The 26305-nt window shown below is 34.6% G+C and carries 30 protein-coding genes and 1 riboswitch; of the genes, 2 read left to right on the top strand and 28 right to left on the bottom strand.

Going from position 1 to position 26305, the window contains the following annotated elements:
* Window positions 1-9: 9 nt before the first annotated feature.
* Window positions 10-1443 (bottom strand): RecQ family ATP-dependent DNA helicase, encoded by a 1434-nt coding sequence (locus tag CBF31_RS01310; RefSeq protein WP_126830188.1) that lies wholly within the window; start codon window positions 1441-1443, stop codon window positions 10-12.
* The gene (locus CBF31_RS01305; RefSeq protein ID WP_126830187.1) at window positions 1433-2485 is read right to left on the bottom strand and encodes a helix-turn-helix domain-containing protein; all 1053 of its coding nucleotides are present in this window, start codon (window positions 2483-2485) and stop codon (window positions 1433-1435) included. Before CBF31_RS01305 ends, CBF31_RS01310 begins: the two co-directional genes overlap by 11 nt.
* A 32-nt stretch (window positions 2486-2517) precedes the next feature.
* On the opposite strand from CBF31_RS01305, the gene CBF31_RS01300 reads away from it, so the two are divergent.
* On the top strand, window positions 2518-2739 hold the full coding sequence (locus CBF31_RS01300) for a ferredoxin (RefSeq protein ID WP_126830185.1): 222 nt from the start codon (window positions 2518-2520) through the stop codon (window positions 2737-2739).
* 46 nt (window positions 2740-2785) lie between these two features.
* On the opposite strand, the gene CBF31_RS01295 is transcribed toward CBF31_RS01300, so the two are convergent.
* The 14 genes from CBF31_RS01295 to CBF31_RS01230 all read right to left on the bottom strand — a co-directional run bounded on the left by CBF31_RS01295 (window position 2786) and on the right by CBF31_RS01230 (window position 14700).
* A complete protein-coding gene (locus CBF31_RS01295; protein ID WP_126830183.1) occupies window positions 2786-3361 on the bottom strand; it encodes an ECF transporter S component in 576 nt (191 codons plus the stop codon).
* Between the two features lie 127 nt (window positions 3362-3488).
* Window positions 3489-3615: riboswitch (FMN riboswitch) on the bottom strand.
* A 91-nt stretch (window positions 3616-3706) separates the two neighbouring features.
* Window positions 3707-4414, bottom strand: a complete 708-nt coding sequence (locus CBF31_RS01290; RefSeq protein ID WP_126830181.1) for a response regulator transcription factor — start codon at window positions 4412-4414, stop codon at window positions 3707-3709.
* A 27-nt stretch (window positions 4415-4441) separates the two neighbouring features.
* The gene (locus CBF31_RS01285) at window positions 4442-5158 is read right to left on the bottom strand and encodes a pseudouridine synthase (protein WP_126830179.1); all 717 of its coding nucleotides are present in this window, start codon (window positions 5156-5158) and stop codon (window positions 4442-4444) included.
* The gene (gene scpB / locus CBF31_RS01280; RefSeq protein ID WP_126830177.1) at window positions 5159-5800 is read right to left on the bottom strand and encodes an SMC-Scp complex subunit ScpB; all 642 of its coding nucleotides are present in this window, start codon (window positions 5798-5800) and stop codon (window positions 5159-5161) included.
* A 15-nt stretch (window positions 5801-5815) separates the two neighbouring features.
* The gene (locus CBF31_RS01275; protein ID WP_126830175.1) at window positions 5816-6580 is read right to left on the bottom strand and encodes a segregation/condensation protein A; all 765 of its coding nucleotides are present in this window, start codon (window positions 6578-6580) and stop codon (window positions 5816-5818) included.
* Between the two features lie 66 nt (window positions 6581-6646).
* A complete protein-coding gene (gene xerD / locus CBF31_RS01270) occupies window positions 6647-7546 on the bottom strand; it encodes a site-specific tyrosine recombinase XerD (RefSeq protein ID WP_126830173.1) in 900 nt (299 codons plus the stop codon).
* An 85-nt stretch (window positions 7547-7631) separates the two neighbouring features.
* The gene (gene fur, locus CBF31_RS01265; RefSeq protein WP_126830171.1) at window positions 7632-8081 is read right to left on the bottom strand and encodes a ferric iron uptake transcriptional regulator; all 450 of its coding nucleotides are present in this window, start codon (window positions 8079-8081) and stop codon (window positions 7632-7634) included.
* A 158-nt stretch (window positions 8082-8239) separates the two neighbouring features.
* Window positions 8240-9160 (bottom strand): DUF5692 family protein, encoded by a 921-nt coding sequence (locus tag CBF31_RS01260; protein WP_126830168.1) that lies wholly within the window; start codon window positions 9158-9160, stop codon window positions 8240-8242.
* A 140-nt stretch (window positions 9161-9300) separates the two neighbouring features.
* Window positions 9301-9867, bottom strand: a complete 567-nt coding sequence (locus CBF31_RS01255; protein WP_170167834.1) for a TetR-like C-terminal domain-containing protein — start codon at window positions 9865-9867, stop codon at window positions 9301-9303.
* 46 nt (window positions 9868-9913) lie between these two features.
* The gene (locus CBF31_RS01250) at window positions 9914-10363 is read right to left on the bottom strand and encodes a hypothetical protein (protein ID WP_126830166.1); all 450 of its coding nucleotides are present in this window, start codon (window positions 10361-10363) and stop codon (window positions 9914-9916) included.
* 150 nt (window positions 10364-10513) lie between these two features.
* Window positions 10514-11401, bottom strand: a complete 888-nt coding sequence (locus tag CBF31_RS01245; protein WP_126830164.1) for a CvfB family protein — start codon at window positions 11399-11401, stop codon at window positions 10514-10516.
* Window positions 11402-11518: 117 nt separating this feature from the next.
* Complete coding sequence (locus CBF31_RS01240) at window positions 11519-12955, bottom strand: NCS2 family permease (protein ID WP_126830162.1); 1437 nt, start codon at window positions 12953-12955, stop codon at window positions 11519-11521.
* A 226-nt stretch (window positions 12956-13181) separates the two neighbouring features.
* Complete coding sequence (locus tag CBF31_RS01235) at window positions 13182-13697, bottom strand: GNAT family N-acetyltransferase (protein ID WP_170167833.1); 516 nt, start codon at window positions 13695-13697, stop codon at window positions 13182-13184.
* Window positions 13681-14700 (bottom strand): DUF4097 family beta strand repeat-containing protein, encoded by a 1020-nt coding sequence (locus CBF31_RS01230; protein ID WP_126830158.1) that lies wholly within the window; start codon window positions 14698-14700, stop codon window positions 13681-13683. The genes CBF31_RS01235 and CBF31_RS01230 overlap by 17 nt, the downstream gene beginning before the upstream one ends.
* A 146-nt stretch (window positions 14701-14846) precedes the next feature.
* Between CBF31_RS01230 and CBF31_RS01225 the strand changes: the two genes are divergently transcribed.
* Window positions 14847-15377 carry a TetR/AcrR family transcriptional regulator gene (locus CBF31_RS01225; protein WP_126830156.1) on the top strand — a complete coding sequence of 177 codons (531 nt, stop codon included), beginning with the start codon at window positions 14847-14849 and terminating at the stop codon, window positions 15375-15377.
* A 39-nt stretch (window positions 15378-15416) separates the two neighbouring features.
* Here the strand turns inward: CBF31_RS01225 and CBF31_RS01220 are convergent, their stop codons facing one another.
* The 12 genes from CBF31_RS01220 to CBF31_RS01165 all read right to left on the bottom strand — a co-directional run bounded on the left by CBF31_RS01220 (window position 15417) and on the right by CBF31_RS01165 (window position 26247).
* On the bottom strand, window positions 15417-16415 hold the full coding sequence (locus CBF31_RS01220; RefSeq protein ID WP_126830155.1) for a hypothetical protein: 999 nt from the start codon (window positions 16413-16415) through the stop codon (window positions 15417-15419).
* A 165-nt stretch (window positions 16416-16580) separates the two neighbouring features.
* Window positions 16581-17582 carry a hypothetical protein gene (locus tag CBF31_RS01215; RefSeq protein ID WP_126830153.1) on the bottom strand — a complete coding sequence of 334 codons (1002 nt, stop codon included), beginning with the start codon at window positions 17580-17582 and terminating at the stop codon, window positions 16581-16583.
* 168 nt (window positions 17583-17750) lie between these two features.
* Window positions 17751-18254, bottom strand: coding sequence for a GNAT family N-acetyltransferase (locus CBF31_RS01210; protein ID WP_126830151.1), 504 nt, complete (start codon window positions 18252-18254; stop codon window positions 17751-17753).
* 56 nt (window positions 18255-18310) lie between these two features.
* Window positions 18311-18535 carry a PhzF family phenazine biosynthesis protein gene (locus CBF31_RS01205; protein ID WP_126830149.1) on the bottom strand — a complete coding sequence of 75 codons (225 nt, stop codon included), beginning with the start codon at window positions 18533-18535 and terminating at the stop codon, window positions 18311-18313.
* A 61-nt stretch (window positions 18536-18596) separates the two neighbouring features.
* The gene (locus CBF31_RS01200; RefSeq protein ID WP_126830147.1) at window positions 18597-18875 is read right to left on the bottom strand and encodes a hypothetical protein; all 279 of its coding nucleotides are present in this window, start codon (window positions 18873-18875) and stop codon (window positions 18597-18599) included.
* Between the two features lie 103 nt (window positions 18876-18978).
* A complete protein-coding gene (locus CBF31_RS01195; RefSeq protein WP_126830145.1) occupies window positions 18979-19923 on the bottom strand; it encodes a nucleoside hydrolase in 945 nt (314 codons plus the stop codon).
* A 24-nt stretch (window positions 19924-19947) separates the two neighbouring features.
* On the bottom strand, window positions 19948-21390 hold the full coding sequence (locus CBF31_RS01190; RefSeq protein ID WP_126830142.1) for an MFS transporter: 1443 nt from the start codon (window positions 21388-21390) through the stop codon (window positions 19948-19950).
* A 570-nt stretch (window positions 21391-21960) separates the two neighbouring features.
* The gene (locus CBF31_RS01185) at window positions 21961-22473 is read right to left on the bottom strand and encodes a hypothetical protein (protein WP_126830140.1); all 513 of its coding nucleotides are present in this window, start codon (window positions 22471-22473) and stop codon (window positions 21961-21963) included.
* Between the two features lie 129 nt (window positions 22474-22602).
* Window positions 22603-24609 (bottom strand): hypothetical protein, encoded by a 2007-nt coding sequence (locus CBF31_RS01180; RefSeq protein WP_126830138.1) that lies wholly within the window; start codon window positions 24607-24609, stop codon window positions 22603-22605.
* 22 nt (window positions 24610-24631) lie between these two features.
* Window positions 24632-25090: a hypothetical protein gene (locus CBF31_RS01175; RefSeq protein ID WP_126830136.1), complete on the bottom strand. Its 459-nt coding sequence runs from the start codon at window positions 25088-25090 to the stop codon at window positions 24632-24634.
* Window positions 25091-25099: 9 nt separating this feature from the next.
* Window positions 25100-26053 carry a hypothetical protein gene (locus tag CBF31_RS01170; protein WP_126830134.1) on the bottom strand — a complete coding sequence of 318 codons (954 nt, stop codon included), beginning with the start codon at window positions 26051-26053 and terminating at the stop codon, window positions 25100-25102.
* The gene (locus CBF31_RS01165; protein WP_126830132.1) at window positions 26044-26247 is read right to left on the bottom strand and encodes a hypothetical protein; all 204 of its coding nucleotides are present in this window, start codon (window positions 26245-26247) and stop codon (window positions 26044-26046) included. The genes CBF31_RS01170 and CBF31_RS01165 overlap by 10 nt, the downstream gene beginning before the upstream one ends.
* Window positions 26248-26305 lie beyond the last annotated feature (58 nt).

Raw genomic sequence — 26305 nt, 5'->3', positions numbered from 1 at the left:
GTGCCATTATTAACCAAAATTAAATAAATTCTTTAACATTTCTTCCCATGATAACTCCTGCACCTTTTTATAAACGGACACCGAAGTTTCACTGTCATTTATTTTACCATACCCATCGCAGTTATCGCAACAAAACGTTGCTTTTTTAGACTTTTTTTCACCAAAATATCGGAGTAGATGTACCCTTCTACAGTTTTTGTCTTTTAAATAACGTAAGACACTTTCAATATTCTCTTTTTTTTCTTTTGTTTTATCGTCTAATTTATCAAATAAATGATCCCAATTTCCACTCTGATGAGCGTTATTTTCCAACCATTTTAATTGTAACTCACTCAATAAAGAAAGACTATCTTTCTGCTTTTTTTCTGAAAGTGAAACAAATAGTTTAAAATTCTCAATTTCTTCAATCAGTGACTCTTGCAAAAAATGGTGAATTCGTTCGTCACCTTTTTGATACAGAATAATCGATACACTGTCTTTCCCGTCACGACCTGAGCGACCCGACTCTTGAAGATAGGCCTCTAAACTAGATGGCAAATGGTAATGAATAACAAAACGAACATCCTTTTTGTTTATTCCCATACCGAACGCATTGGTAGCACACAGAATTCTAATTTGACCATTAATGTATTGTGATTGGATAAGACTTCTCTCTTGTTGCGTTAAATCAGCATGATAAAAGGTGACCGGCTCAGATAAATCCACCTGTAATTGCTTAGAGATCAGTTCGGCTTGTTTTTTACTTGAAAAATAAACAATACCAGGGCCCGTCAACTTCCCAATAAGTTCTTTCAGTCTATTGTATTTGTCCTCTGTTTCTTCTACATAATAAGAAATATTTTCTCTATCCACTGATCGCCTAACGACAGCAGGTTCTAAGGAGAATAGTTTGGCTTTAATTTCCTGTTCAGCTTCTGGCGTAGCGGTAGCTGTCAACGCTAGTAAACGTCTAGCATTTAAAGTTCGGTATACATCAAGTAATTTTTCATATTCCGGTCTAAAATCTATACCCCATTCGATGATACAATGTGCCTCATCTACTACAAACAACCCAATTTCTAATTGCATCAACCGATTAAGAACTATAGGCTGAAGCAGTGTTTCAGGGCTAATAAAAATAAATTTATAATCTGACAAATGAGAAAGCACCCATTGCTTGTCGGACATCGACAGTTGGCTATTAAGAGCTACAACTCTCTTTTCTTTCAACGCTTGTAACTGCCTGACTTGATCTTCCATTAAAGATAGTAATGGAGAGACCACCAACACCGTCCCACGACTCATATAGCCTGCTAATTGGTAGCACAAACTTTTTCCGGTTGCTGTAGGAAGTATGCCGAGCGTTTGCCCTGTTTTCATCACAGAATCAATCACCTCAGCTTGTCCTGACTTGAACTCTGAAAAACCATAAATTTTAGTTAGAAGCTCTTCTTTAGTTTGCACGGGAACGTCGCTCCTTTTCTTTCATGATTTGGTAAGTCCTGAACGATAAAAATGAATGAGACTTATCTACTACCACTTCACGGAAACGCCACTTTTGAAAGTCACTATTTTCTGATAGATATTGTTCAAAATAGCGTTTTGAGTCGTCTGGTAAATACAACGAATACAACGGAGTATCATCCAAAACCAACCCTTCGATTATATGATCAACTATCGTACTCTCTTTTAACTTTCGCTTATGCTTAATAAACTCAATTGAATGTCCTTCTTTTGACAACCTATATGTTTCCGACGCACTATGATTCCCTGCGTTCTCCAGTAATATCCCGTATAATGAGTTAAACAAAGGATAGTCCTTTTCAAACTGAGTAACTTCTTTTATGAGCGCGTGCTGTAGAGTGGTTTTAGCTAAATAGTTTTCTAATTTATTTTGGTACTGTTCTGTTTGATAAAAAACTTGATCGAACGTTTGACCAACCTGAGTATAACCCGATAGCATCGCCACAAGGCCTCTTCTTTTTTCTTCGGGAATCGCCAAAACCAACCGTTGCCATTCTTCATAGAAATCAGCAATAAAAGAAGAGCTAACTTTATGTTTTGCGTACCACCTTTTCACTTGATAATGATGAAAATTATTAGAATCTATGGGGATATAGTTACTCTCTTGATAGGAGGCGTTAGATACAACTTGAGTGGCAAATAATAAAAGCTCAAAAAAAGACTGAGCAGTCCGGCTATAGGTTACACCATCAAACATACTAGCTAACTGGGTCCCTTGATTACTTAATAAATTCGCCCCCTTCTCTGTTATAACAAAATGGTCACCCTCTCTGCTTAGTAATCCTTTCGCAGAAAGCCCTATACAACTTTTCTCTAAAAATTCTAAAGTCATAGTAGGAAATAAACCAAAAAATGACAAACTATCTTGAAAAAAACCAAATGTCAAAACGGAAGCTGTTCGCTTACCATTCAGTAGATGACAAACACTTGAAAGTTTGAGCTTGTCACCTGACTTAAATAACGCTAAAATTAATGTATTCATATTTTATACCTCACTTAGGAGTGTGACTTAAATTGAAACTATCTATTGTTCCAGAAAAATGTATCGCTTGTGGGCTTTGCCAAGTCCTTGCTCCAGCCATTTTTGATTATACAGATAATGGTATTGTGTTGTTCAAAGAAAACCCTAACACGTTATCATTAGAATTAGAAGACAAAAATTTGACAGGAAACGATGCTATGGCAGCTTATAAAGAATGCCCGACACGTGCTATTATCATCGAAAAGCAAAAATAAAACAAGAAAAAAGCCGAAACTCTTAATTAAGAGTTTCGGCTTTTTCTTATGAACGTTTGACTTTAGTTTTCTTTTGTAACCAAGGCAAAAGTTTAGCATGTATCATTAAGAATACTGTACTAACCAACGCTCCTTTTATTAAATTAAATGGAACAACTCCAATTAAAACATATTTCGCATAAGGCATTCCTACATCAAAATTCAACACTTTGAAATACAATGGTAGTGCTACAAAATAATTTACAATACTCATTGCAACCGTCATGAAAATCGTACTGATAAAGAATCCAATTATCAAACTTTTTTTCGTCTGTCTATTTTTAGTGAAATAATAGACTGGCAATACGAAAGTCAATGCTGCCACAAAACTCGTAGCATCCCCTATTAATTTAGATAAATCGCCACCCGTTAAAATATAGTGTAACACTGATCGTATAAACGCTGTGAGAACACCGGCAAGCGGGCCAAATAAATAGGTACTAATCAAAATCGGAATTTCACTAAAATCAACCTGCATAAAAGGAAATCCTGGGATAATTGGAAACACAGGGATCATTAAAACGAATCCTACAGCACCTAGCATGGCTACCCCTACCATTTTTTGAGTCTTACTTCTGTTCATGTCATCCTCCTACAAGGACCCATCTCAGGCAAACTACTTAACGACACTTCTCAACGCAATAAAAAAGCTATTTTCTACATGAGGGCAGAAAATAGCATAGTCTTATCTGAGGGTATCATCAAATAAGCTCTATCTTCTCTTATCCAGACTATACTGTCGGTATTGGAATTTCACCAATTCAGCCATTACCCAAGGGGTAACAGGTCGTGGACTATACCACCGGTCGGGAATTACACCCTGCCCTGAAGACGAACCTTAAAATATTTTTATGTTCTATTGTATTATAACAAATAATAGATAAAATTCAATCGAAATACCTTATTAAATTAAAAAAATCACAAACGTTTAATTAGGCACCTTAAATCGATACCCTTTTCGCCATTCTGTCCGAATATAACCTGCAGCTTCTTGAGAATACACTGCAAGTTTTTTTCTTAATTTTTGAATTAAATTATCAACGGTTCGATTCGACCCAAACTTATCATAACCCCAAACCTTTTCTAGCAACTCTTCACGTGTTACCACTTCTTCTTTGTGGTGAATCAAATAAACCAAGACTTTATATTCCAACTGAGTCAAATCAATCGTCTTATTCAAAACCCTCACGGTCTCTTGCGCAAAATCAACTGATAAATCAGGAGAAATAAATGTTCCAGTTGCTTCATAGAAAGGAGAATTATGATAATAATAACGAAATAACCGCTCTACTCTACAAACAGCCTCTTCATAATGGTAGGGTTGCTCAATAACATCATCCGCTCCCATAGAAAAAGCCGTAATAACCGTTCGGCTAGTCTCTTGATTGGTCACAACGACAATCGGAACAGACGAAATTGTTCTTATTTCCTTTAAAAAATCTAACGATTCACCTTTATCTAGTTGACTATCCGTTATCACAAGATCAATTTGACTTTCACGGAACAAAAATAAACCATCGTTGTAGGTAGGGGCAACAACGACAGTCCATTTTTTAAGCTCTAGAGCTTCTTTTAATTTAAGTGCAATTCTATTCTCAGGTGTCACTATTAAAATACGATACTCACGAGTCTCCATTTTATATCCCCCACTAGATCGCTCAGTTTATTTTGATAATTCAACCAATGCTTTCACTTCACGTTTGCTTAATGAACGGTATTGACCAGGCTTCATACCATGCAGATTCAAATCACCATATAATTCACGTTTAAGTTTAGTAACAGGGTAACCCACCGCTTCAAGCATTTTTTTAACTTGGTGGTTACGTCCTTCATGAATAATCAATTCAACAATCGCCGTTTGTTTCACATTATCAGTTGAAATAATACGGTACTTAGCAGGTGCTGTCTTACGTCCATCAATCTTAACACCATGTGCTAACGGTTTTAAATCTTGCGGGAAAGGAACACCTTTTACTTTAGCGATATACGTTTTCTCTACTTCATGTTTTGGATGGGTTAATTTATTAGCAAAATCACCATCATTTGTTAATAATAACAAACCAGATGTATCATAATCTAAACGACCAACTGGGTAAATACGCTCTGAAACACCAGGTAAGAAGTCAGTTACTACTTTACGCCCTTTGTCATCCGATACTGCTGATATAACACCTCTTGGCTTATATAATAAGAAATAAACATAATCTTCTTGATACAACGGGACACCTTGTACCTCGATTGTATCATTTGCGTTTACTTTAACACCCATCTCTGTCACACGTTTACCATTAACATGTACGTGTCCTTCACGGATTAATTCTTCTGCTTTACGTCTTGAAGCCACACCGCTTTGTGCGATAACTTTTTGTAGTCTTTCCATTTAGTCGTCATTCTCCTCTGTGAGAGTTAGTGTCTCATCATTATTTTTAGATTCATCTAGCCCGCCCAATCCTAATTCTTCTTGGAAGTTGGCAAAGAATAAATCGGTTGGTAATTCTTTTTCTATTTCATTTTCCATCTCTGAAATCGACGGTAATTCTGAAAGGTCTTCTAGTCCGAAGTAATTCATAAAATAATCCGTTGTCCCATACAAAATAGCACGTCCCGGTCCCTCAACACGTCCAACTTCTTTAATCAGTTGACGCACGACTAACTTTTGAACGGCTCCTGATGTTTGAACACCACGAATTTCATCAATTTCACTTCTAGTGATAGGTTGTTTATAAGCAATAATCGAAAGCGTTTCTAACGCTGCTTGGGACAATGTATTAGAAAGCGGTGATTGCGCATAATCTTTAATGACATCCGCAAACTCTTTTTTTGTCGTTAAGATAAACTGATTACCTGCTTCTAAAATATGAAGAGCTGATAATTCCGACTCTAAAAGATGTTGTTTTAATTTTTCAATCGCTTTAAACACAATAGCAGTTGGTTCTTTTAACAAACCTGATATCTCTTCTAAAGAAATCCCTTCATCTCCTGCTACAAACAATAACGCTTCTATTTTACTTTCTAATTCCATACATAAACTCCTACTCTATTCCATCACAAGGTCATGATGTCTATACAACATAATGGGCTCATAATTATTTTCCTGTTTTGCTAAGATATGACAGCCTTTAATCAGCTCTAGTAATGCCATGAAGGTCGTGACAATTTCACTTTTAGAATAATCTTGGAACAAGCAATTAAACGCGATACCATCTGTTCCTTCAACACCTTCAACGATCATACGAATATGTGTCATTTTATCTTCAATCGTCGTTGTATCATGAACAATCGTTGTTTCCATCGGAGTTAAACGTTTTTTACGCTCTAACACTTCATGAAACGCTAGGAATAAATCAATTGTATTAACCTTTCCTGTCTCTAGAGGAACGATTTCTTCTTGGTATTCCTCTAAATTTGATGGTTCTTTCGTATAATATTGCCCACGTTCTTCTTCTAATTCATGTAAAACTGTTGCCGCATATTTATATTTTCGGTACTCCAGTAATTGAGCAACTAAGTCCGCACGAGGATCATCTTCTTCCTCTTCGTACTCACTATCCTCATCCATCTGAAGTTCTTGTTTAGGCAGTAACATCTTACTTTTAATCGACATAAGTGTTGCCGCCATCACGATAAAATCACCGGCTACTTCCAATTGTAATAATTTCATCGTCCGAATATACTCCATATACTGTACTGTTATATCTGCTATTGGTATATCATAAATATCAATTTCTAGCGTTTTAATTAGATGTAGAAGTAAATCTAACGGTCCTTCAAAAACATCTAGTTTAACATTTAATTTCTCCATGACTCGACTCCTTCGCAATTGTATATTATAGCATATTTTACGAGCGAAAGTCACTGAGTTATGGTACTAAGCTCTTGGAAAATAATCATTATAAACATCAGCAAGCCTTTGTTTACTAATATGCGTGTAAATTTGGGTCGTGGAAATATCAGAATGACCTAACAATTCTTGTACTATTCTCAAATCCGCACCATTTTCAAGTAGATGCGTGGCGAAACTATGACGTAATGTATGAGGTGTTACTTCTTTATCAATACCTGCCGTCTTAACATGTTTCACCAAGTTCTTCCATATTCCTTGTCGGCTAAACCCTTTACCGTGATGATTTAAAAATAAATGCGGATCGTTCTGGCCAGGCCGACTCAGTTTAGGGCGACTTCTCTCAAGATAAATCTCTATCCACTGGATGGCGATATCCCCTAGCGGAATAATTCGCTCTTTATCTCCCTTACCGATTGTTTGAATCAAACCTAGCGACAAATGTAAATCAGACATTTTTAAACCAATCAATTCTGATACACGTAATCCTGTCGCATACATTACCTCTAAAATAGCTCTATCTCTAATCCCAAACTTATCTGTAGTATCCGGTGCTTCAAGCAAGCGAACAATCTCGTCTTGAGAAAGAGATTTGGGTAGTTTTTGAGCCTTTTTAGGTGTTTCGATATGCTGCATAGGATCAACATCTGAATAACGTTCTTGCTTTAAAAATTGATGGAACTTTCTTAAACTTGAAATCATTCGAGTGATTGACGCAGCTGACTTCTTTTCATCTGTCAATTCTCTCAGAAAAGTTAAAATAACATAACGATCAAGGTCATCCCAACTCGCAATCGCTTGATTGTCTAAAAATAACATATATCGTTTTAAATCTCGTTCATAACTTACAATAGTATTTTCAGATAATCCTCGTTCTACTTTCAGATAATGGATATAGTCTCTTAAATCATCTTCTCTATTTTGCATAACTGAACACCTCTATCCTTTAGACATTTATTATACACTCTCGTATAAAAAAAGCATAGACGATGACCCGCCTACACTTTTAGATTTATTTTCCAGCCTGACATTTACGACACACACCATGAAACGTTAAACGATGGTCTTTTACTAAGAAATTGAAACGCTTCTCAACAATTTTTTCAACGTCTCCTAGTAAATCTTCTTCGATTTCTTCAATAGACCCACATTCCAAACACAATAAATGATGATGGAAATGTTGAGCCCCTTCTTTTCTCAAATCATAACGAGATACCCCGTCATTGAAACTAATTTTATCAATAATTTTTAAGTCCGTTAACATTTCAAGTGTTCTATATACCGTTGCTAGGCCTATTTCTGGGCTTTTTTGTTTTACCAACATGTATATCTCTTCAGCAGACATATGATCTTTATCATTTTCTAATAGAACTAAAACGGTCGCTTCACGTTGGGGCGTTAGTTTATAGCCACCTTCATGTAATTGTTTACGAATCTTAGTTAACATAGCTCCAGTATCCATATACCTACCCCTTAATTAGAATTATTACAATTTAAACCTTCTTGTGCTTAATTGAATTTATAACCATTATAATCTAAGCCTCTAATTATTTCAATCATTCTCAATTAGAACATAAAAAAAGAACAGTCTTGACTGACTGTCCTTTCTTTCCTGTTCTATTAGTTCGCTTTTTTCACTTCTTCAAATGATTTAGAACCAACGTAGACTTCTTCTTTAAGAACGTTACGTTTTTTAGTGACAATTGTGTAGATGTGGTAAACAAATACAGCAATGTTAACCACTAATGCAGCGAAACTTAGTACGAATAACGCTGTTGTACTATGTGAGCTTTGAACTGCGAATTGTGACTCACCAACAAATGCTGGGAATGTCATCGTGAACATCATCCAGAATGCTAATGTGTGAGCGCGGTGTTGTAACCAAGCTCCTTTTTTGATGAAGAATGCAGGAATAGTACATGATAATAATAACGCTAAACCAGCATAGAATGAGTGATCTGATACACAGTTGTAAACATATGCAAAGTTCCATACATCATAAGCAATAATCCAGAACCACATTTGGTCAGCCCAAACCATATCTTTTTGTTTATTTTTGCTGACTTGAATGCCCATCCAACCACAAATTGTGACGATGTTTAAGATACCAGCGATACCATTCATAATATTCCAGCTACCTGAAATCATACGAACGCCATCAACCATACCGTCTACATGCATGCCGTATACTTGGAAATCACGAGCAACTGCTTCCATAATATTAAAAGCTAAAATGAAAGGTGGGAACATTAATAAATATTTGCTTGCATTTGATCCTTTAACATAACGGATATACCAGAAACCAAGACACCCAGCTAAAGCTGAATACACTTTAACCCAGTGGAACCAAGTCCCCGTACTACTTCCAGGACCAGCTGTTGTCGGCCAAACAAAAACAGTTAGCACAACTGGTACAACGGTGAACATAACTAATGCGACCCATTTGTTAAGACGGCTGATTTCATTCAACCCAATCAAGGCACCTAATACGACAAACCACATTAGAGCTGATTGCCAAGGCATACTTTCAAAGAAAAACATATAACTCTCCTCCTACAAAATAAGTAATGTATGTAATAATTTCTACACCCTTATAATAAGCCCTGTGAATTTATAAACTATAGACAAAACTAGCCTTCTGCCCAAAATTTGGGCAAAACAAAGAAATTGCCCAAAACATTCTAGTGAAACTTAGAACATTTTGAAGCAATTCTATCAATAGCCCCTACCGTCATACGCTCAATACGAGCAAGTAGGTCTACTTTTTCTTCTCTTAAATTAATCACAAGCCAATGAATAATCTGTGCCACTATCGCACGTCCATAAAAATCAGCAATCTCTTTTCTTAACTCTTCCTCTAAATCAACCAAATGCTCATCCTCTGCCATGATGCCATCTAACATATTAAAGGTAATCTGGTATAAGAATTTTTCTAAACGATCACGACTCAAAGAGTGAAACGTATTCAAACAAAACGCTCGATTAGCTTCCGTATAATCTAGTACACGCATTAAGCCTTCTTGCCAAGTATTGATTTCCTTGAAAGTTCCTAAGCCATTGACCACCTCGTTATCATACGTCCAAGCTAACAATTCATTAATATCAGAGAAATGATAATAGAACGTATTGCGTGATAATTTTGCCGCTGTTGTCACGTGACTGACACGAATCTTATCCAGTTCAGTCGTCTTCATCAGGTCTTTTAGAGCAAGTGATAAGGCTTGTTTCGTCACATATCCTTGTTGCATCTCGTCCTCCTAAAAAAGCAGATTGCCAAGCAACCTGCTAGTTAATCTAATAATATAATACACCATCTTTTAATTCAGAATAGTACTGAATTTTATCTTTACTTTCGATAGATAGTTTGGCAATTTCATAATCTGAATAATAGACCATTAAGGCTTCTTCAATCATCGGAAGGATCTCGTCGGTCATCGCTTCTAACGCTTTTGGAACTTTCATCCCTTTAACGTAAATAACTTTAGCATCTTCTGAGCCTTTTTCAGCTTGATTGATAACAAAGAAAAAAACAAATTTTTCTTTAATTGAAAAACAAAAATAACGGGGCATTTCGTAAATAAATGAAATACGTTGGTTAGACAACGAAATCATGTAAGCCATATCACGTTCCGAAAGTGTCACATGCCTCGCCTCACTGGGCTGCATAGTAACAGGGTCTTTCATCCGCATATGTTCATATTGTAGTCTTTCCTCTTCAGTTATTCTTCTTTTGATATAAGTCATCTCAATCACTTCTTTCTAAAGTCATTCCTACACAATTAACAGCATTCGTTTAAATAACAAAGTATTAATTACCTATAAAATAACAAAAATAACAAAAAAGTGCTAGAAAAAAGGTGCGATTATTAAAACAAAAAGAGAAAACAGCGAGAATTACTCGCTGTCTTCTGATTTAGCTTTTAATAAAATTGTTTTACCGTCTTCTTGTTTAATACGGCGTTCTTTCATTAATGACCCTAACGCACGTTTAAATTGACCTTTTGAAATCGCAAATGTAGATTGGATTTCTTCTGGGCTTGTTTTATCTGTAAATGGAATAGTACCATCAGCTGATTTTTCTAAGAAAGCTAAAATCATCATAGCATCATCCGAAATCACTTCATGAGCACGTGGTTTTAATGAAATATTTAACACGCCATTTGGTGCTAATCCAACAACACGCCCTTTAAGAACTTCACCTAAACGAGGCTCTACAAAACGCTCTGATGGATGGACAAATCCTAAATATGAATCATTTGTAATAACATGTGTGCCTGCTACTTTTAGACGGTACGCTGTTACTTCTACATCTTTATTTAAGAAATCTTCTTTACTTGTTTGCGCCACGTGACGACCAACAGCCATAAAGATACTTTCGTCTGCTTGTGTTGCCCACATTCTATCTTTGTTATCTAAAATTAAAGTCACCATGATACGGTCACCTTTTTTAGGCCATAATTGTTTCATAGTTGGCAATTCATCAATAGAGATAACAACTTCCTTGTCTGGAAGACCGATATCAACGAATGCACCTAAATCTTTACGTGTTGCTACGACTGTTCCGTAATCATAACGCTCTCTCGTTACAGTTGGAATGTTAGTTGTGAAGCGGTTTTCTTGTTTTTGACCTGTGTATGCAAATCCTTCAACGGCTGAACCTAATTCGTGTTCGCCCTCTGACTTATCTAATTTAAATGTGACGCCCTCTTTTTGGACGAAATATGATGTGTCATTTTCATCTGTGATTAATGCTGTAAATACGTTACCTAATAAATTTTTCATGTGACTCTCCCTCTGTGTAGACATTTAGTCTATTATAGCATATCTAAGCACGTTACACACCTTTTCATGACACGAGACAAAAATAAAAAACTCCCTCTTTCGAGGAAGTTTTACATCTTACATTGTTGCAATCATAATAAAGTTTGCCACGAATAATCCTGTAATCACCCAAACAACTGGTGAAATTTCTTTTGGTTTACGTTTAGCAAGTTTAACAATAATGAAGAAGATAAACCCTGCAGCAATCCCGTTCGAAATACTGTAACTTAATCCCATAAAGATTGAAGCAAAGAAGGCTGGGACTGCGTCTTCTAAATCACTCCAATTAATTTCTTTAAATGAAGCTAACATCATGATCCCTACTAGTAACAACGCTGGAGCCGTCGCTTGTGCTGGAACTAGACTAATGTAGGGTGCTAATAAACTACTGAATAAGAATAAGATTGAAACGACAACTGAGGTTAAACCTGTACGTCCACCTGCACCAATACCTGCTGCACTCTCTACGAAAGTTGTTGTGTTTGACGTCCCAAATACCGCACCGATCGATGTAGCAATTGCATCTGAAAATAACGCTTTGTCCATTTTAGACTTAAAGCCACGACTATCTTCTAATGCTTCTTCATCTTCTTTACTAAAGATACCTGTACGACGTCCTGTTCCGATAAATGTTCCAATCGTATCAAACGTATCTGTTAAGCTAAATGCTAAAATCGTCATTAAAACTTGAGGTATTTTGGCTTTATCTTCAAATAGTGACGGTAAGCCTTCCGGTCCAAAAGCGGCACCAAATGTTACACCTAAGTCTTTAAATGAATTTGCTAATGAATTTTTTTGACTGTCTACTGAACTTAAATCAACCACGCCCATCAACACACCTAATACTGTTGTGCCGATAATCCCGATTAAAATAGCCCCTTTAACATCCATTAACACTAAAACAATCATCAAGATAATACCCATAATCGCAAGTAAGATTCCTGGATTATTGAAATTCGCTAAACTTGGAACAATTCCACCATTTAACGTCACATTTGTCGCTTTACCACCTTCTACTACTGAGTCAACAATCGCTTGATTGTCACCAGAGAAAGAAAGCAATCCAGCATTTTTAATTCCAACATAGGCTACGAAAACTCCGATACCGCCACCGATAGCATGTTGAATACTTTCTGGAATTGATTTGATAATCAACTTACGAACTTTAGTAACGGTAATAAAAATATTAATCATCCCGCATAAGAAAACCATTCCCAAAGCTTGTTGCCATGAATAGCCTAAACCAAAGACTACTGTAAATGTAAAGAACGCATTAAGCCCCATTCCTGGTGCCTGTGCATAAGGAACGTTGGCGAATAGCCCCATAATAAGCGTTCCGATTACTGCTGAAATAATTGTTGCTAAAAATACTGCTTGAAACGGCATTCCCGATAAAGATAAAATCGATGGATTAACAAAAAGAATATAACTCATTGCAAAAAACGTGGTGAAACCTGCCATAATTTCAGTTCCTACTGTGGTGTTATTTTCCTTTAACTTAAAAAACTTCTCCATTCTCTACCCAATCCCCTTTATAGTGGTTTTAAAAACGAACAATCCTTATCCGATAAATAGTATCGTTCGCTTCTTTTGAACACCCTTAGTATAGCCACTGTAAAATAACACCACAACAAAAAGTCGTTTGTTTAATCGTTTTCTAATTTAATCGTTCGTGTTTTTGTTCGTTTAGGTAAAATAAAAAGACCTAAATGGTCTTTTTATAAGTAGAAAACGTTTTATTTTATGATTCTATCCCAAAACTACCGACATACGTTACAATTCCCGAAGTATCAGCTAACGCTCCTGGAATAAGTTCTTTTATCATATAATACTCTGTCGGAACCTCTAAAGGAGACTCTACCTGATAATCTGCTGCTGGAGTATATCCGAAGCGACTATAATAAGCCGGATCACCTAAGATACTTATTGCACGGTAGCCCATCATCTCTGCTCGTTTCTCAAGCTCAGCAATAATAGCCCCACCGTAACCCTGACAACGTTCTGATTTCTTAACAGCTAGCGGTGCAAGGGCTAAAAAGCCCTTCTCTTCACCAATAGCAATATCACTTAACATACCATGAGCGATAATCTCGCCATCTTTTTCGATAACCAACTCAAACTCCTCGTCGTACGTCGGCTCTTCTCTTAATGCTTCTACTAATATATCTTCATTGGCTTCAGGGTCTTTTTCTAAAAAGGCTGACTTAATAACATTTTTTGCACCTGTAAAATCTTTGGGTCTAATTGTTCTTGGCATCTTTATCATTCTCTCCTTTTTGTGGACGACGTATATCTATAACGCCACCCTTTGCTTTTACTTTAACTTTCACATTAGGATTACTGTTAACCGTACCTGTTGCAAGGCCATCATGGATCTTCAATTTATCATCAAAGTCAGTCGAAATTGTTCCTTTTTCTCCCTTAGCCTCATAAGAAAAGGCTAGTTTTTCTGGAAGTAACAGTTTCACTTGACCCTTTTGAGCTTCTAGGACAAGTGCGTCCTCTAGTTCTTTAAAATTACCAATTACACTGCCTTCCTCTACTTTAATAGCAGCTGAGCCTTTAATATTACCGACTTTGATGTCACCTTGATTTGCTGAAAGAGCTAAATGCCCCTCTGTTTCCTTCGTTACAAAACTCCCTCTTACTAAATCAACGTCCAACGTATTCGATTGAACAGCATCAAACTTAAAACTTCCCTGATTTGCCGTAAAAGTGGCATCTGATACTTCTAAATCAGTTGCCTCTAAATTACTTTCTTCTAATTTAAATGACACATCATTTGTTTTAATACTATCTACAAATACCAACTTACTTTTTTGAGAGGTTACTGCAAGTGTATCCCCTTTAAATTCACCCTCAACTTCAAGGTTACTGTTTTTCAAGTCTATGATAACGGACTTTAAACTATCCTGTCCCACATTAATCGTAACCGTATCATTTTTCTTTTTTGTCACCTGTGTTAATACAATTGCCAATTGATCCTTATCATCATAAGTTTGAACAATTGATTTTTTACCCTCAATCGCAAAAGCTTTCGGGTCTTTCTCATTCACTTTCAACTTCACATCAACGCCAATTGAATTAACCAATAACTTTTTGCTAGTCTCCTCAACCTTTAGAGTCGTTGTGCTTGTTTCTTTGACTGTTGTATCGTGGGAAGGTTCATGCTTATCTGCGACCATCTCAGTACATCCCGTTAGTCCGAGAATAAGGCTACTCAAAATAAGCAGAGACATTACATGCTGTTTTTTTGCCATATTTCTTTGTTCTCCTAACTTTTTTTATAATTTAAGTATACCTTAATTTTTTTTAGATTCAAAATAATGACTATTATTTGACTAATATTTTAAATTTAGATAAACTAGACTAGCTAAAGATTATATTGTTATATAAAAGGAGCCCTATGAAAACTCAAATCATTGATGCCTCAATCCATTATTTAGTGGATAATGAATTAGAAAGTTTTACAATAGAAACGGCAGCCAAAGAAGCTGGCATTACTAAAAGCTGTTTACTTAAACAATTTCAATGTAAGCAAGAGTTGTTAGATGCTATTGCCTTACAAATATTTAAAAATTTTAAATCACGCATGCTATCACTAACAACCAGACAATGCAGACCTCTAAGTCCCATTCAAGCCTTCTTACATACGGCACAAGAAGATATTTTAAATGGTGAACAATTTGGGATTACTTGTAATATTATGAAGAAATCACCTCAACGTTTCAAAGAAATGTATGCTGAACTCATGGACAGTCTCTATACAGATACGGAACTTGATGCTGCAACCATTACGTTTATTAAATCGGTTGTAGGTGGTCTTTATTTTTCGCGCTATTTGGATCTCTATCCTATCAGTGATAAAGAAATTAAACAGCTCAGCAATCGATTGTTAAAAGCAAGCCGAACTGATGAGCCAATCGATAATCTATAAAAAATAACCTTCCTACTTAATCATAGGAAGGTTATTTTTTTATAAAGGATTAGCTTCAATAAATTCTGTAAATTCTTTAAGATAACTTTTTTTATCCCGTTTATTTTCAATCACTACATAAGCTTTTTTCTCGGTTAAATCATAGGTACAGTACCTCATGATAGATTTAATCCCATCTGATTCAGCAACAAAAAGAGTATTAGAATCTTGTTCTTTATAAAGAATGAAACGCGGAACATTTTTCACAAGCTCTGGGTTAGAGTCTGAAGCATCTACTACCGGATAATCCACTCCTTGCCACTTTGCATACAATCTGGCAAACTGTTCAGCTGTCATATCTGGTGACTCTTGGGTAGATTGGCGATCTTCAACAAATGACCCGACGTACTCTACTTCGGAAACATCTTGATAGTCTCGCGAAATAACAATCCAGTCATCTACAGCACTGTCCTCTCTAAAACGACCAGACTCTTCTAGTTCGCCTTGCTCATTAATTCTGAAACTCCCAATCAACTTACTCCCACCATCTACTGTTACATCACTATATACCAAACTATCACCACCAAGTTTGACTGTATAATTAAAATTATTTGTCCCAGATTCATCTTCTGATAGGTATTTTTTAGCTATAACGGATTGGACCCAGTTTTTCACTTGTGTTTCGGTAAGTTTGGTTGCATCTACCTCTCCTTCATCACTTTGAGATAAACTGGTTTCTGATAGATCCAACTCTCCAGACTCTGGAGCCGTTGACGTATTTGACTGTCCTGCTGACCCTGTAAAATAAAAAAGAGCCAATAGTGAAGCAAGACATGCCAGTAGGACTGAGGTCCCCACTAATATTTTTTTACGACGCTCTTCTTTTTCAATATCCGCCAATACCTTTTCAAGCGTGCGTTTAACTGTTCTATCTTCAGCCTTGGCGATTTCTATTTCCAATAAATATTTTCTATCTTTACTCTTTTCGTGACGCATTATTGCCGTTAAGCGATCAAGCTCATTGGATTGGGATCTATTGGTTGAATTATAATCTGTCATTTTATTTACTATCCTTTTATTATGTTATATTACCTTGTTAAATATAACATAATAAAAACTCAATAATAATATTTTATAAAATAAAAACTACTTTTTTTATTTTAATATAACTAAAAAGCCTCATTAAATTCAACTCACAAATTTAACAAGACTTTTTCTATATAGCTAATTCTTTTTTTGATTAGTTTTAATATAATCTGTTAATTCAGGTGAAAATTCTTTCTTTGCTTCTGCCTTATTTTCCCATTGATACGCTTTTTCTTCATCCATATCATACGTATAAAAATAATTTAACAGTTGATCCGGTTTATTCTCACTAACTTGAAGTGTGTTTGAATCTCTAAAATTATAAACAATAGCACTACCATCTGCATTCTTAGAAAAATCATCTGAGAATTGAGAAAGCGGCATTATAGGAGCATCGCTTTTGCGCCATGCAGCAAATAAACTCGCAAACTCTTCAATTTGTAAGCCCTCTTCTTCAAGCGGCTTCGCATTAACATCAAACTCTACCGTCTTCACTTTCGACACATCTGGATAGTTGCTTGAAAGAGCAACCCAATTGTCCTTTTGAACACCTTCGAGATATTTACCAGATTCTTCAAGCTTACCTTTAGCATTCACTCGAAACACTCCAATTTTATTTGTTGTACGAGTCGATATCATGTCAACATAAAGTAAACTATCCTCTCCTACATGAACCTTTAACTCATATTCAGGGACATTAGAACTGGTACCGTATTGTTTTTCTAAAGCTAGCGTCACCCATTTTTTTACCTGGCTCTCCGATAACTGCACTTTTTTAACTTCTTTTTCTTTAGGAGGTACCGTCTTTTTATCTTTCTTTTGTTTAGCGACTACTTTCTCAGACTCTTTTTTAAATGAAGGTAAGCTAATACCTTGTTTCATAATAAAGTAATACGCTCCACCTAATAAGACCACTAAACAAACAAGAGCTGCTATTATCTTCTTACGACGCTCTTCCTTTTCAATTCCTGTAAGCATATTTTGCAACGCTTTTTTTACGGTTCTATCTGAAGCTAGTGCCATTTCAAGTTTCAATAAACTTTTTTTATCTCTCGTCTTTTTCTGACTGATAATCATAGCTAAACGTTCGTAATCGATACCTTGGCTATTTGTCGACTCATCATCTTTATAATCTATCATTCTGTTCACTAATACCCCTTTTTATATTTTATTTATTAAATATAACACAAGAAGTATAAAAAAAATGTTCAAAAACAAAGAAAAAAAACATATTTTTATCAATATCAGACAATATTTTAGAATGATGAGTCATAATCGTACTTTTTGCACTTTAGAACAACACTAGTCTCATAGTAAATTTTTTGATAAATACAAAGCGAGATCATCATTATTTAAACACGGTTCAGCCATCTCGGCATTTTTATTATTAAACCACACACCTGAGCCATCTGGAATATAGCCGCGTTTAACATAAAGGCGTTGTGCAGGTCCGTAGCCCTTATGGAGTCCTACTCCAAGTGTAATGACTTTAGAAAAATCCTTCGCCTGAGATTCAGCTTCATCTAATAAACGATTGCCTATCCCCTGTTTTTGAAACGTTTCAAATACATTAAAATCTACAATTTCAGGATACTTTCCTTTAAATGGTCCTTCTTTTGCTAGCGGAACTAATGTCACATACCCTGCAACTTTGCCATCTAATAGCGCAACATACACCCATCTCTTTTTCGTTTCCTGTTCCTTCAAATAATTAGACAGAACTTCCAAACGCGAGCCCCATCCTTGTTGGATAAACTGTTCATCCAGTTGTGTCACATCACTTTCAATCATACTTCTTATCTCTCTACTCATTACCATTCTCTCTCACCTTTTCGACATGTTTTACTCACTATTTTAGTTTAGCACACCTATATTGTATGCGCTTTAATTATTGATTTTGTATTAAGTCTAATTCTAAAATAATCAGACGTTTCCGATGTTGAGATAAAGGCTGTTTCTGCATAGCCTAATTGTCTCGCAATCTCCATTTTTTGATTGGTATTTAGCGGTTGTTCCATCAGGACAATACCTGCTTTGTTTCCGCCTTTTTGATTTTTACTAAACGCACTTGCCACATAAACGGTTACTTCCATTGGACTCCATCCCCTCCTCATTTAAATTAGATTTTAGCATAGTGGATAGAAACTATAAAAATCAAACCTTCTTCCTACATCGTAGCTCTACTATTTGTTTTTTCATTCGCTCCATCGTTTGATTGAAATCTTTATGAAATACTCTAAAAACTTTCGAACTGGCATAGTATTTTCTTACGAGTTTTTGTTTGTTGACGGGTCTAGTTTCATCTTCAAAAAATTCTTCTAGCATCCCCAATACCTCATGCCACGACTGTAGCTGTTCCCAGGTATCCTGCAACTTGTAAATATCTTGGTGAGTTATTTCTTTAATCGGTTGGTTATTTTTTGTATGACTCATTGTAATCACTCCTTATTAGTTTGATATACAAGCGCTTTGTATTCTCTCTTAATTACACAAAAATCCCACAAAATCATAAAGTTTGTGGGATATTTTTCATTATCTAATTGTAATACGCCATTGTTTCCATCATTAATTGTTTAAATCTTGGTAAGTCTATATCAAATGCTACTAATGTCGTTTTATCACCGTCTGACAGATCATCATAATCAACAACCGTACTTCCTAGTGCTAACGTATCACTTGTTTCTACCTCAACAGCCATTGGATAAACGGTAAATAATGTAGGGTCTATCACATAGGCTACCGCACAAGGGTCATGCATATGAATTCCTTCTACGTGCCCTTCCTCCGCCCAAAAAGGAATGGTTGTTGTTAAGTTGAAGAAATCAAGTAAATCAGCCATTGTTCGAGAGACCTCATTATCAATAGCTCGGATGTCTTGGATATCATTTTCAAAAACTTGTGCTTTCAGCGTTACATCTAAACCAAACATCGCTGTTGGCACGCCTGATTTCAACACGATATCAGCTGCTTCTGGGTCAACGAAGATATTAAACTCGGCATGGGGTGAGTAATTACCTCCAAAGCAAGCTCCTCCCATGAATGAAATCATCTCTATTTTTTCTTTTAATTCTGGATGTGATAATAAAAAGATAGCAATATTCGTTAATGGACCTGTTGCAATAAGCGTTATTTTTTCCTCTGATGCTCTTAGTGTTTCGGCAAGGAAATCATTAGCAGATTGTTCTAATTCTGGTACTGTCGGATTTGGTAATTCTGCTCCATCCAGTCCTGTTTCACCGTGAATTTCTTCTGCAATAATTAACTCTCTACGGATGGGTTTGCTTGCCCCTCTTACTACTGGAATCTCTTCCTTATTTGCCAGTGCCACTAATTTCCTTGCATTTTGAAATGTTTTTTCAGGCTTTTGATTGCCTGCTGATGTGGTAATCCCGACTACTTCTACCTCACTCGATGCCATTGCCATAAATAACGCCATAGCATCATCATGCCCTGGGTCACAATCTATTATTATTTTTTTCATACTGTCGTACCTCCCTATTCGATTTTATCTTTTAGTTAACTCTAAGTGCTTATAAACCATTTTCTTCGTACTAATGAATAGAACTAATGCTGAAAATACAATAACACCACCGACTAAAAATACATTTGAATAAGTAGAGGCTAAACCAGACTCTACACCAGTAAGAGCTGAATGTGACAGTGCACCTGATGACATCATCCCTCCAAACACAGCGACACCTATTGAACCTGTGATGGCTTGAACCAAATCGTTCGCACCTAACACTCGTCCAGATTCTTCCGGATTAACGGTTGAAGTAGCTATGTCTACTATTGGAGAATAAAAGAATGACGTCCCAAAATAATAAAGACACGGGGCAATAGCCAATGTCCAGACCTTCCCATATGGAATGGCTACTGCTATGACGACTAATCCTAAACTCATAAATAAAAGTGCCATAATGATTGCTGCTGAACGCCCGATTTTTTTAACGACAGGCCCACAGACAAATCCTAAAACAGCGGCTAATAATATAGATCCTACTAATAGCAGTGATACCTCTGCCGAATCAATACCGTACACATTTAAACCAATCGCATTAACACCTGCGTTTATTGTGTAACTGAAGAAATAGCCGATAAAAATAACAATCATTGTTACGACAAAGGCTTTATTCTTAAAGAATTCCGGTTTTAAGAATGGCTGTTTTGTCTTGTTGATGTAACTCACAAAAAGAAATAATGTGATGAGAGAAGATACACCCCATAAGAGTGTCATATCCGTAAAGAACATTGTTACCGCTCCTGCAAATGCGCCAATCAACACAAAACCTATCCAGTCAATCGTAGCTCCTTCTGCCTTATCATCAGGTAGATTTTTGGCTAGGAGTGGAATAAAGAAAATACATAGGAGAGGTGCAGCAAACAACCAGCGCCAATCGACTTTAGTAATATAACCAGCAGCTACTACGCCTAATGCCGCTGAAAAACGAAAGACTGCGACAAAAATCCCATAATAGACGACTCTATTTTCTTTACTAATGTACTTTGAAACTAACACTAAGAAAACTGAACCTGCGACTTGTCCTCCCGCAGCTTGTAAGACTCTTGCCATAACAACTGCCCATATACTGCTTGGTCCTAAAATGAACCCAACCAGTGAGCCTAAAACAAAAATAATCACACCTAAGATTGTCATTTTTTTCAATGAAACGAAGTCACCTAATGACCCATAAATGACGCAGACAATACCTAGTATAATGCCAGGTATTGAAGTAATAAGCGGCGCCAATCCAGGTGTTCCCAGTTGCTCGCCGATATTAACAAAAATCATACCAAATGCTTGTTGTTCTAAAATCCCAAATGTAAAAATGATTAATAGTAATGGCACGGCTTTCTTTGCCATTTTATTCATTCTCTCAAATTCCATTGAGCCTTCCTCTGGAATTGGAACACCTGTTACTTGTAGTGCTTGTTCTGTATCATCCATCCTTACCCCAACTTTCAATTAATTATTACCGTATGTGTATCTACACGTGTATCAAACGACAGTCAGTTGATTTTTTTCCGAACAGTTGGCGGCCAGTAACAGACAACAAGTATAAGAGAATAAATCACCATAAAGGCTAAAAGAGCGCAAAAAGAGAGGCTGAACAAGTATCTGTCCAACCTCTCTGACATAGTTAAATAAGGCTCCGCCCTACTGGATAAAACTCTGTTTTTTGTTCGCTAAATAAACTTTAAAAAGCCTATAAAAAAAGCAACCAAAACGTTTACATTTTATCCAGTTGGTGTTAGCATTAACTATGGCAAGCTTGATTGGGTCGTGGTTCTTGTTGTGTGACCTGAGCAAGTCCTCGCGACTGGTAATCGTGAGGTGCCATTTTTTTATGCGATTTATTTCTTATGGGGTAATTGTAGTGCTAAGTGATACGAAAAGTCAAGGAAAAAAATCCTTCCCGATTTTCATCTCATTGTAAATATTTATCATAATTAACGTTCAAATACTCTATTCTGATACATATATAGTTTAAAAATTCCCATTAGCTCAAGCTATCTTCTACTGAATAAGTATAATTGCAATCAAATCCATATTTAATTTAGATAGGTCCACATTAGACCTTTTATTACTCTCTTTTAAAATTTTATCATCTATTTTATTGAATTCTTTTTCATATATCCTCATATGATTAGAAGATACTCTTAGCCACAATACTACATCAGGTTTTTTATTAGAAAATGTTGTTTTTCCATTATCAGAAGTACATTTTATTTCATAATTTTGATTTCCGCACTTCGCATCAAAATCTGAACCATCATATTCTTTCAAACTTAAAGCATTTCTTACTATATTTTCACTAAAATTTTTGGGTATTGCTACATGTTTTTCTACCCCATAATATTCTTTATGAATATTATTAAAATTTTTATAGCTATTGTAATACTCCAAAAAATCAGATTCTTTTGATAATTTTGAAAGTTTTTTTATTTTTACTACATGATAATACTTTACACTACATTGACAATGCTTCATATTTAAATATTCCTTAGATTTTTGCTTATTAATTTTCATATGACATCCTTATTCTGGAATTTTAAGTACATATTTTTAGATACAATATAATTATTTAGTTTAACCTTTATTTGATATTTATTAAATAAATTAATAACTGAATATACGCCTAAAAAAATTTTTAACTAGCTACGAAAATGCTAAATCGCTTATATAAATTATATTTGTACCACTTTTTTCAGATTTCTTCATTAATTCTACCGAATCAGAATCTTTCATAGTAAGACCTACTATTGTCTGAACGTTTTTTAAAGAGTTTATTTTTTCAAGAAAAGACTCCATATCAGCCTCAATAATACTATGTTGACCAGGCTCATCAAATATCAAAAAATTTAAATGATTCCCTCCATAGTTTTCTGAAACTTGTTGTAAAGCAATTGTATATGCCCATATTCCTCTAATATGATCACTCGCAGAAGAATCAAATTTCAAATCATATCCCATTATTTCTGGAAGCAATGTCTCTTTAGAGATATTTATATTCCCTTCCACATTGATACTTTTATAACCAAATAATCCTAAGTTAGTTACAAAAAATGATTTAAGAGCTGATAGCTTTTGATTATCTTTGTCTGAAAATACTTCTTTTCCTATTTCTAGAAGTTCAGATTCTTTTTGCCTTATCTCATTAGAGATATTTACAAATTTTTTTCGGTAACTATTTAGTTTTTTGCTAGCTTCTTCAATTTCAGCTAACCTTTTATCTAAATTTATTTTTCGTAACAACACATTTTCATTATATTCTCCATTCAAATTAAACAAATCAGATTTGATAGCTTTTGCTAATTTACTTAAATTTTCTATTTTATCTTGATTTTGTATTACTGTTCTTTCTATATCCTTAATTATTCTTTCTTTTTGAATTAAAATAGATTCAAAAAGAACCTCTTGGTTTTTTAAATGTTTAATATTTTGTTCAGGAGTCATTACTCTAGATTGATTTTGTGAAACTATCAAAGAATCGTTAATAGTTTGACTACATGTAGGACAGATATTTTCATAAAAATTCACTGAATGTTCAGCTCCATATTGCTTCACTTTATTCAGATCCTTGTTATTTTGAATATCATTCCTCAGTATATCTAATGCATTACTAACTTTATTTTTTTCTAACTTTTCTTGATTTTTTTTACTAATTAATTCTTTATTAATAGCTATACACTCATCAATAGCCTTAATTGTTTCAGTTAATTCCATACTTAACTCTTCATTCTCATAAATTTCAGAATATTTTAGTGATGAAATACTTTCTTTTTCTTTACGTAGCTTACATGTCAAGTTTTCTATATTCATTTCTGTCTCAGTATCTATAATATTTATTTCATTACTCTCTATATAATTAGCTTTTTCAGTTACTCCTTTCAAATCAAATTTTAATAATTTAAAATACTCATTAGCCTCTATAAACACCTGCATCCATTTAGCTTTTTTTGTTTCTAAACTACTTTTTAACACTAATCTTTTCTTTGAAAGTTCTATAGAATCGGTATCTAATAAATATTCTATAGTTTTTTTCTTAGAGTCTTTAATCCCAAAATTAGGAACTCTTGCTAGAATATCACTCCAGCCTCTTTTTTGCTCAATTATCATTGCTGAAAAAATATTCTGCAAATATAATTTTTTTTCTTTCCCGTCATATCCTAAAACATTAGGTAACTTTAAATTTAAAAAATTTTCTAAAAAGTTAAAGAAACCATATTCACCTCTGGCAGAATTAGCATCATGTACATAAAAATCACTTCTCTTACTTTCCGGATTATTAATTTCTAAATAATCGCTTTCAATGATCGTTACTAAATTATCGTGTCTTGTATTATCATTTACTGTTCTTAAAATTGTTATAATCTCATTTCCATTGGAAATCTCTAGGTATAACTCTGCTTTAAGCACGCTATACACCATATCATGAGTATCTTTAATTTTATTATTGAACGCTGCGCTCAACACTTTTGAACCTTTACCGCCAATTATTTCTTCCATTCCTAGACAATACATTATCCCCGAAATAATAGAACTTTTGCCTGACGTATTTTGTTCACTAGCGATTATATTAACCCCTTCTTTAAACACTTCGTTAAAATAAAAATCTTTAGATTCTGTTATTATTTTAATAGCTAGATTATTTACTAATAACATAAAATCACTCCTCATTTTAATATTAAAATAATTTTTTTTCTATATCGCAAACAAGTTTTTCGGTCAGAGAACTACCTATACTTGTTATAAATTTTTTTTCAAATTCTAAAATTTCAGTATCTTCCCACATTGTATTCGATATTTGTTTTCCTTTATCTGTTAAAGTAAAACTCCCATTATTTTGAATATTAATTAACTTATCTGCTAACAGAAATTCAATAGTTTTGATAATAGTTGAATCAAACCTCAAAAAAACAAATGTATCTTTTTTTTCAAGAAACTGAATTAACTCTGCCTGCTTTTCAGATGAATACATATAATTCATAATAATTTGAAATTTTGCTATAGAGCAGCCTCTGCCTCTACAATTCTTTAATAATATAAATAATAAAATAGTTCCTTTATACGATAATCGATTTTGATAAGGTACGGACTCATCTTTTTCAGAAAAAATAACTCCTGCTATTTTTAAAATTTCCATACGTTCCTCCTAATAAAACTCCATATGACAATCAGCTAACCAACTTGCAACAATAGATTGCTTTATTAAATTAATAGTACTTTCAGACAAATAATCTAATTCACTAGATAACGATTGACTAAACTCATCAGAAAGTTGATGGTATAAATCTAAATTCATTTTATTATCATCCAACATCATACACTTTTCTTGAACATCCCTCTTAAAAACTGATTCTACTTTCTTAATATCTTCCCAAATCTCTCGATACTCATTACAAAAATATTCCATCGTTACTTTACCTTGAATATATTTTTTTACCTCAAAATCAATTAATTTTTTCATTCGTTCTGCATTACTATTTATCGTAGGCGATACTGCTTTCATCTTCCTTATTATATTATCAGATTTTTCGGAATCGACTTCACTCCAATCAATAGGACAATCATCTAATTCCGGAACATCAAGTTTGATATCTGTTATACCACATCTAATTAATCGTGCTATTTCTGTTTTATAATCTGCCGCAACACGAATGATAATTTTAAAATCTTCAGATATCAAACTCAATTCATCAGGGTTATCTATCTTTGCTTGAATAATCATTTCTTGTTTGACTTGACAATGCTGTAAAATCCTCTTGTCCCTATATTCTGGAACCATAAAAATCCACTTTGATATTTTGGGAACTCCCAAACCTTTCAATATTTCATGATTGTTTATTATTTTATCAATATCTTCAGTTACTTTATCTCGTTGAGCCTTATATAGGCTATCATTATCTCTATTTTCATCACTTGGACAATAGCATTGGATTACTACCCCTAACTCTGATTTAGTAAAACCTTCAATACCACCATCGCCTTTATAGTTAGCCGGAACTTCATGAAAATCATCTTTCTTATAGTAAATACGACATATCTCAATACAAAGTTCCTCCCACTTATTACCATCCAGCTTATAATTTAACCATTCTAAAACCATTCCCTATCTCCTTCAAGTAATTTTATTGAGATGAAACTTTCATTAATTGGAGCATCAGATAATTGATTAGAACTTAAAAACTCAATTTTTTGATTTTCCATAAATTTAATTAATGTTAATTTGAATTCATAATCAATTTCTACTATTTCTACTTTATGATATCTATAGTAAACTATTTCACCTATATTCATCACGCACTTCCCTCATTAAGCTTCTTAAGTTATTTACTTTAGTATACCAAAAAAGACCGCT

Origin of the sequence: Vagococcus fessus (genome assembly GCF_003987565.1) — a bacterium.
Taxonomy (GTDB): Bacteria; Bacillota; Bacilli; order Lactobacillales; family Vagococcaceae; genus Vagococcus_D; species Vagococcus_D fessus.
The sequence above is the reverse complement of the archived record's forward strand: the minus strand, read 5'-3'. Positions and strand labels throughout refer to the sequence as shown.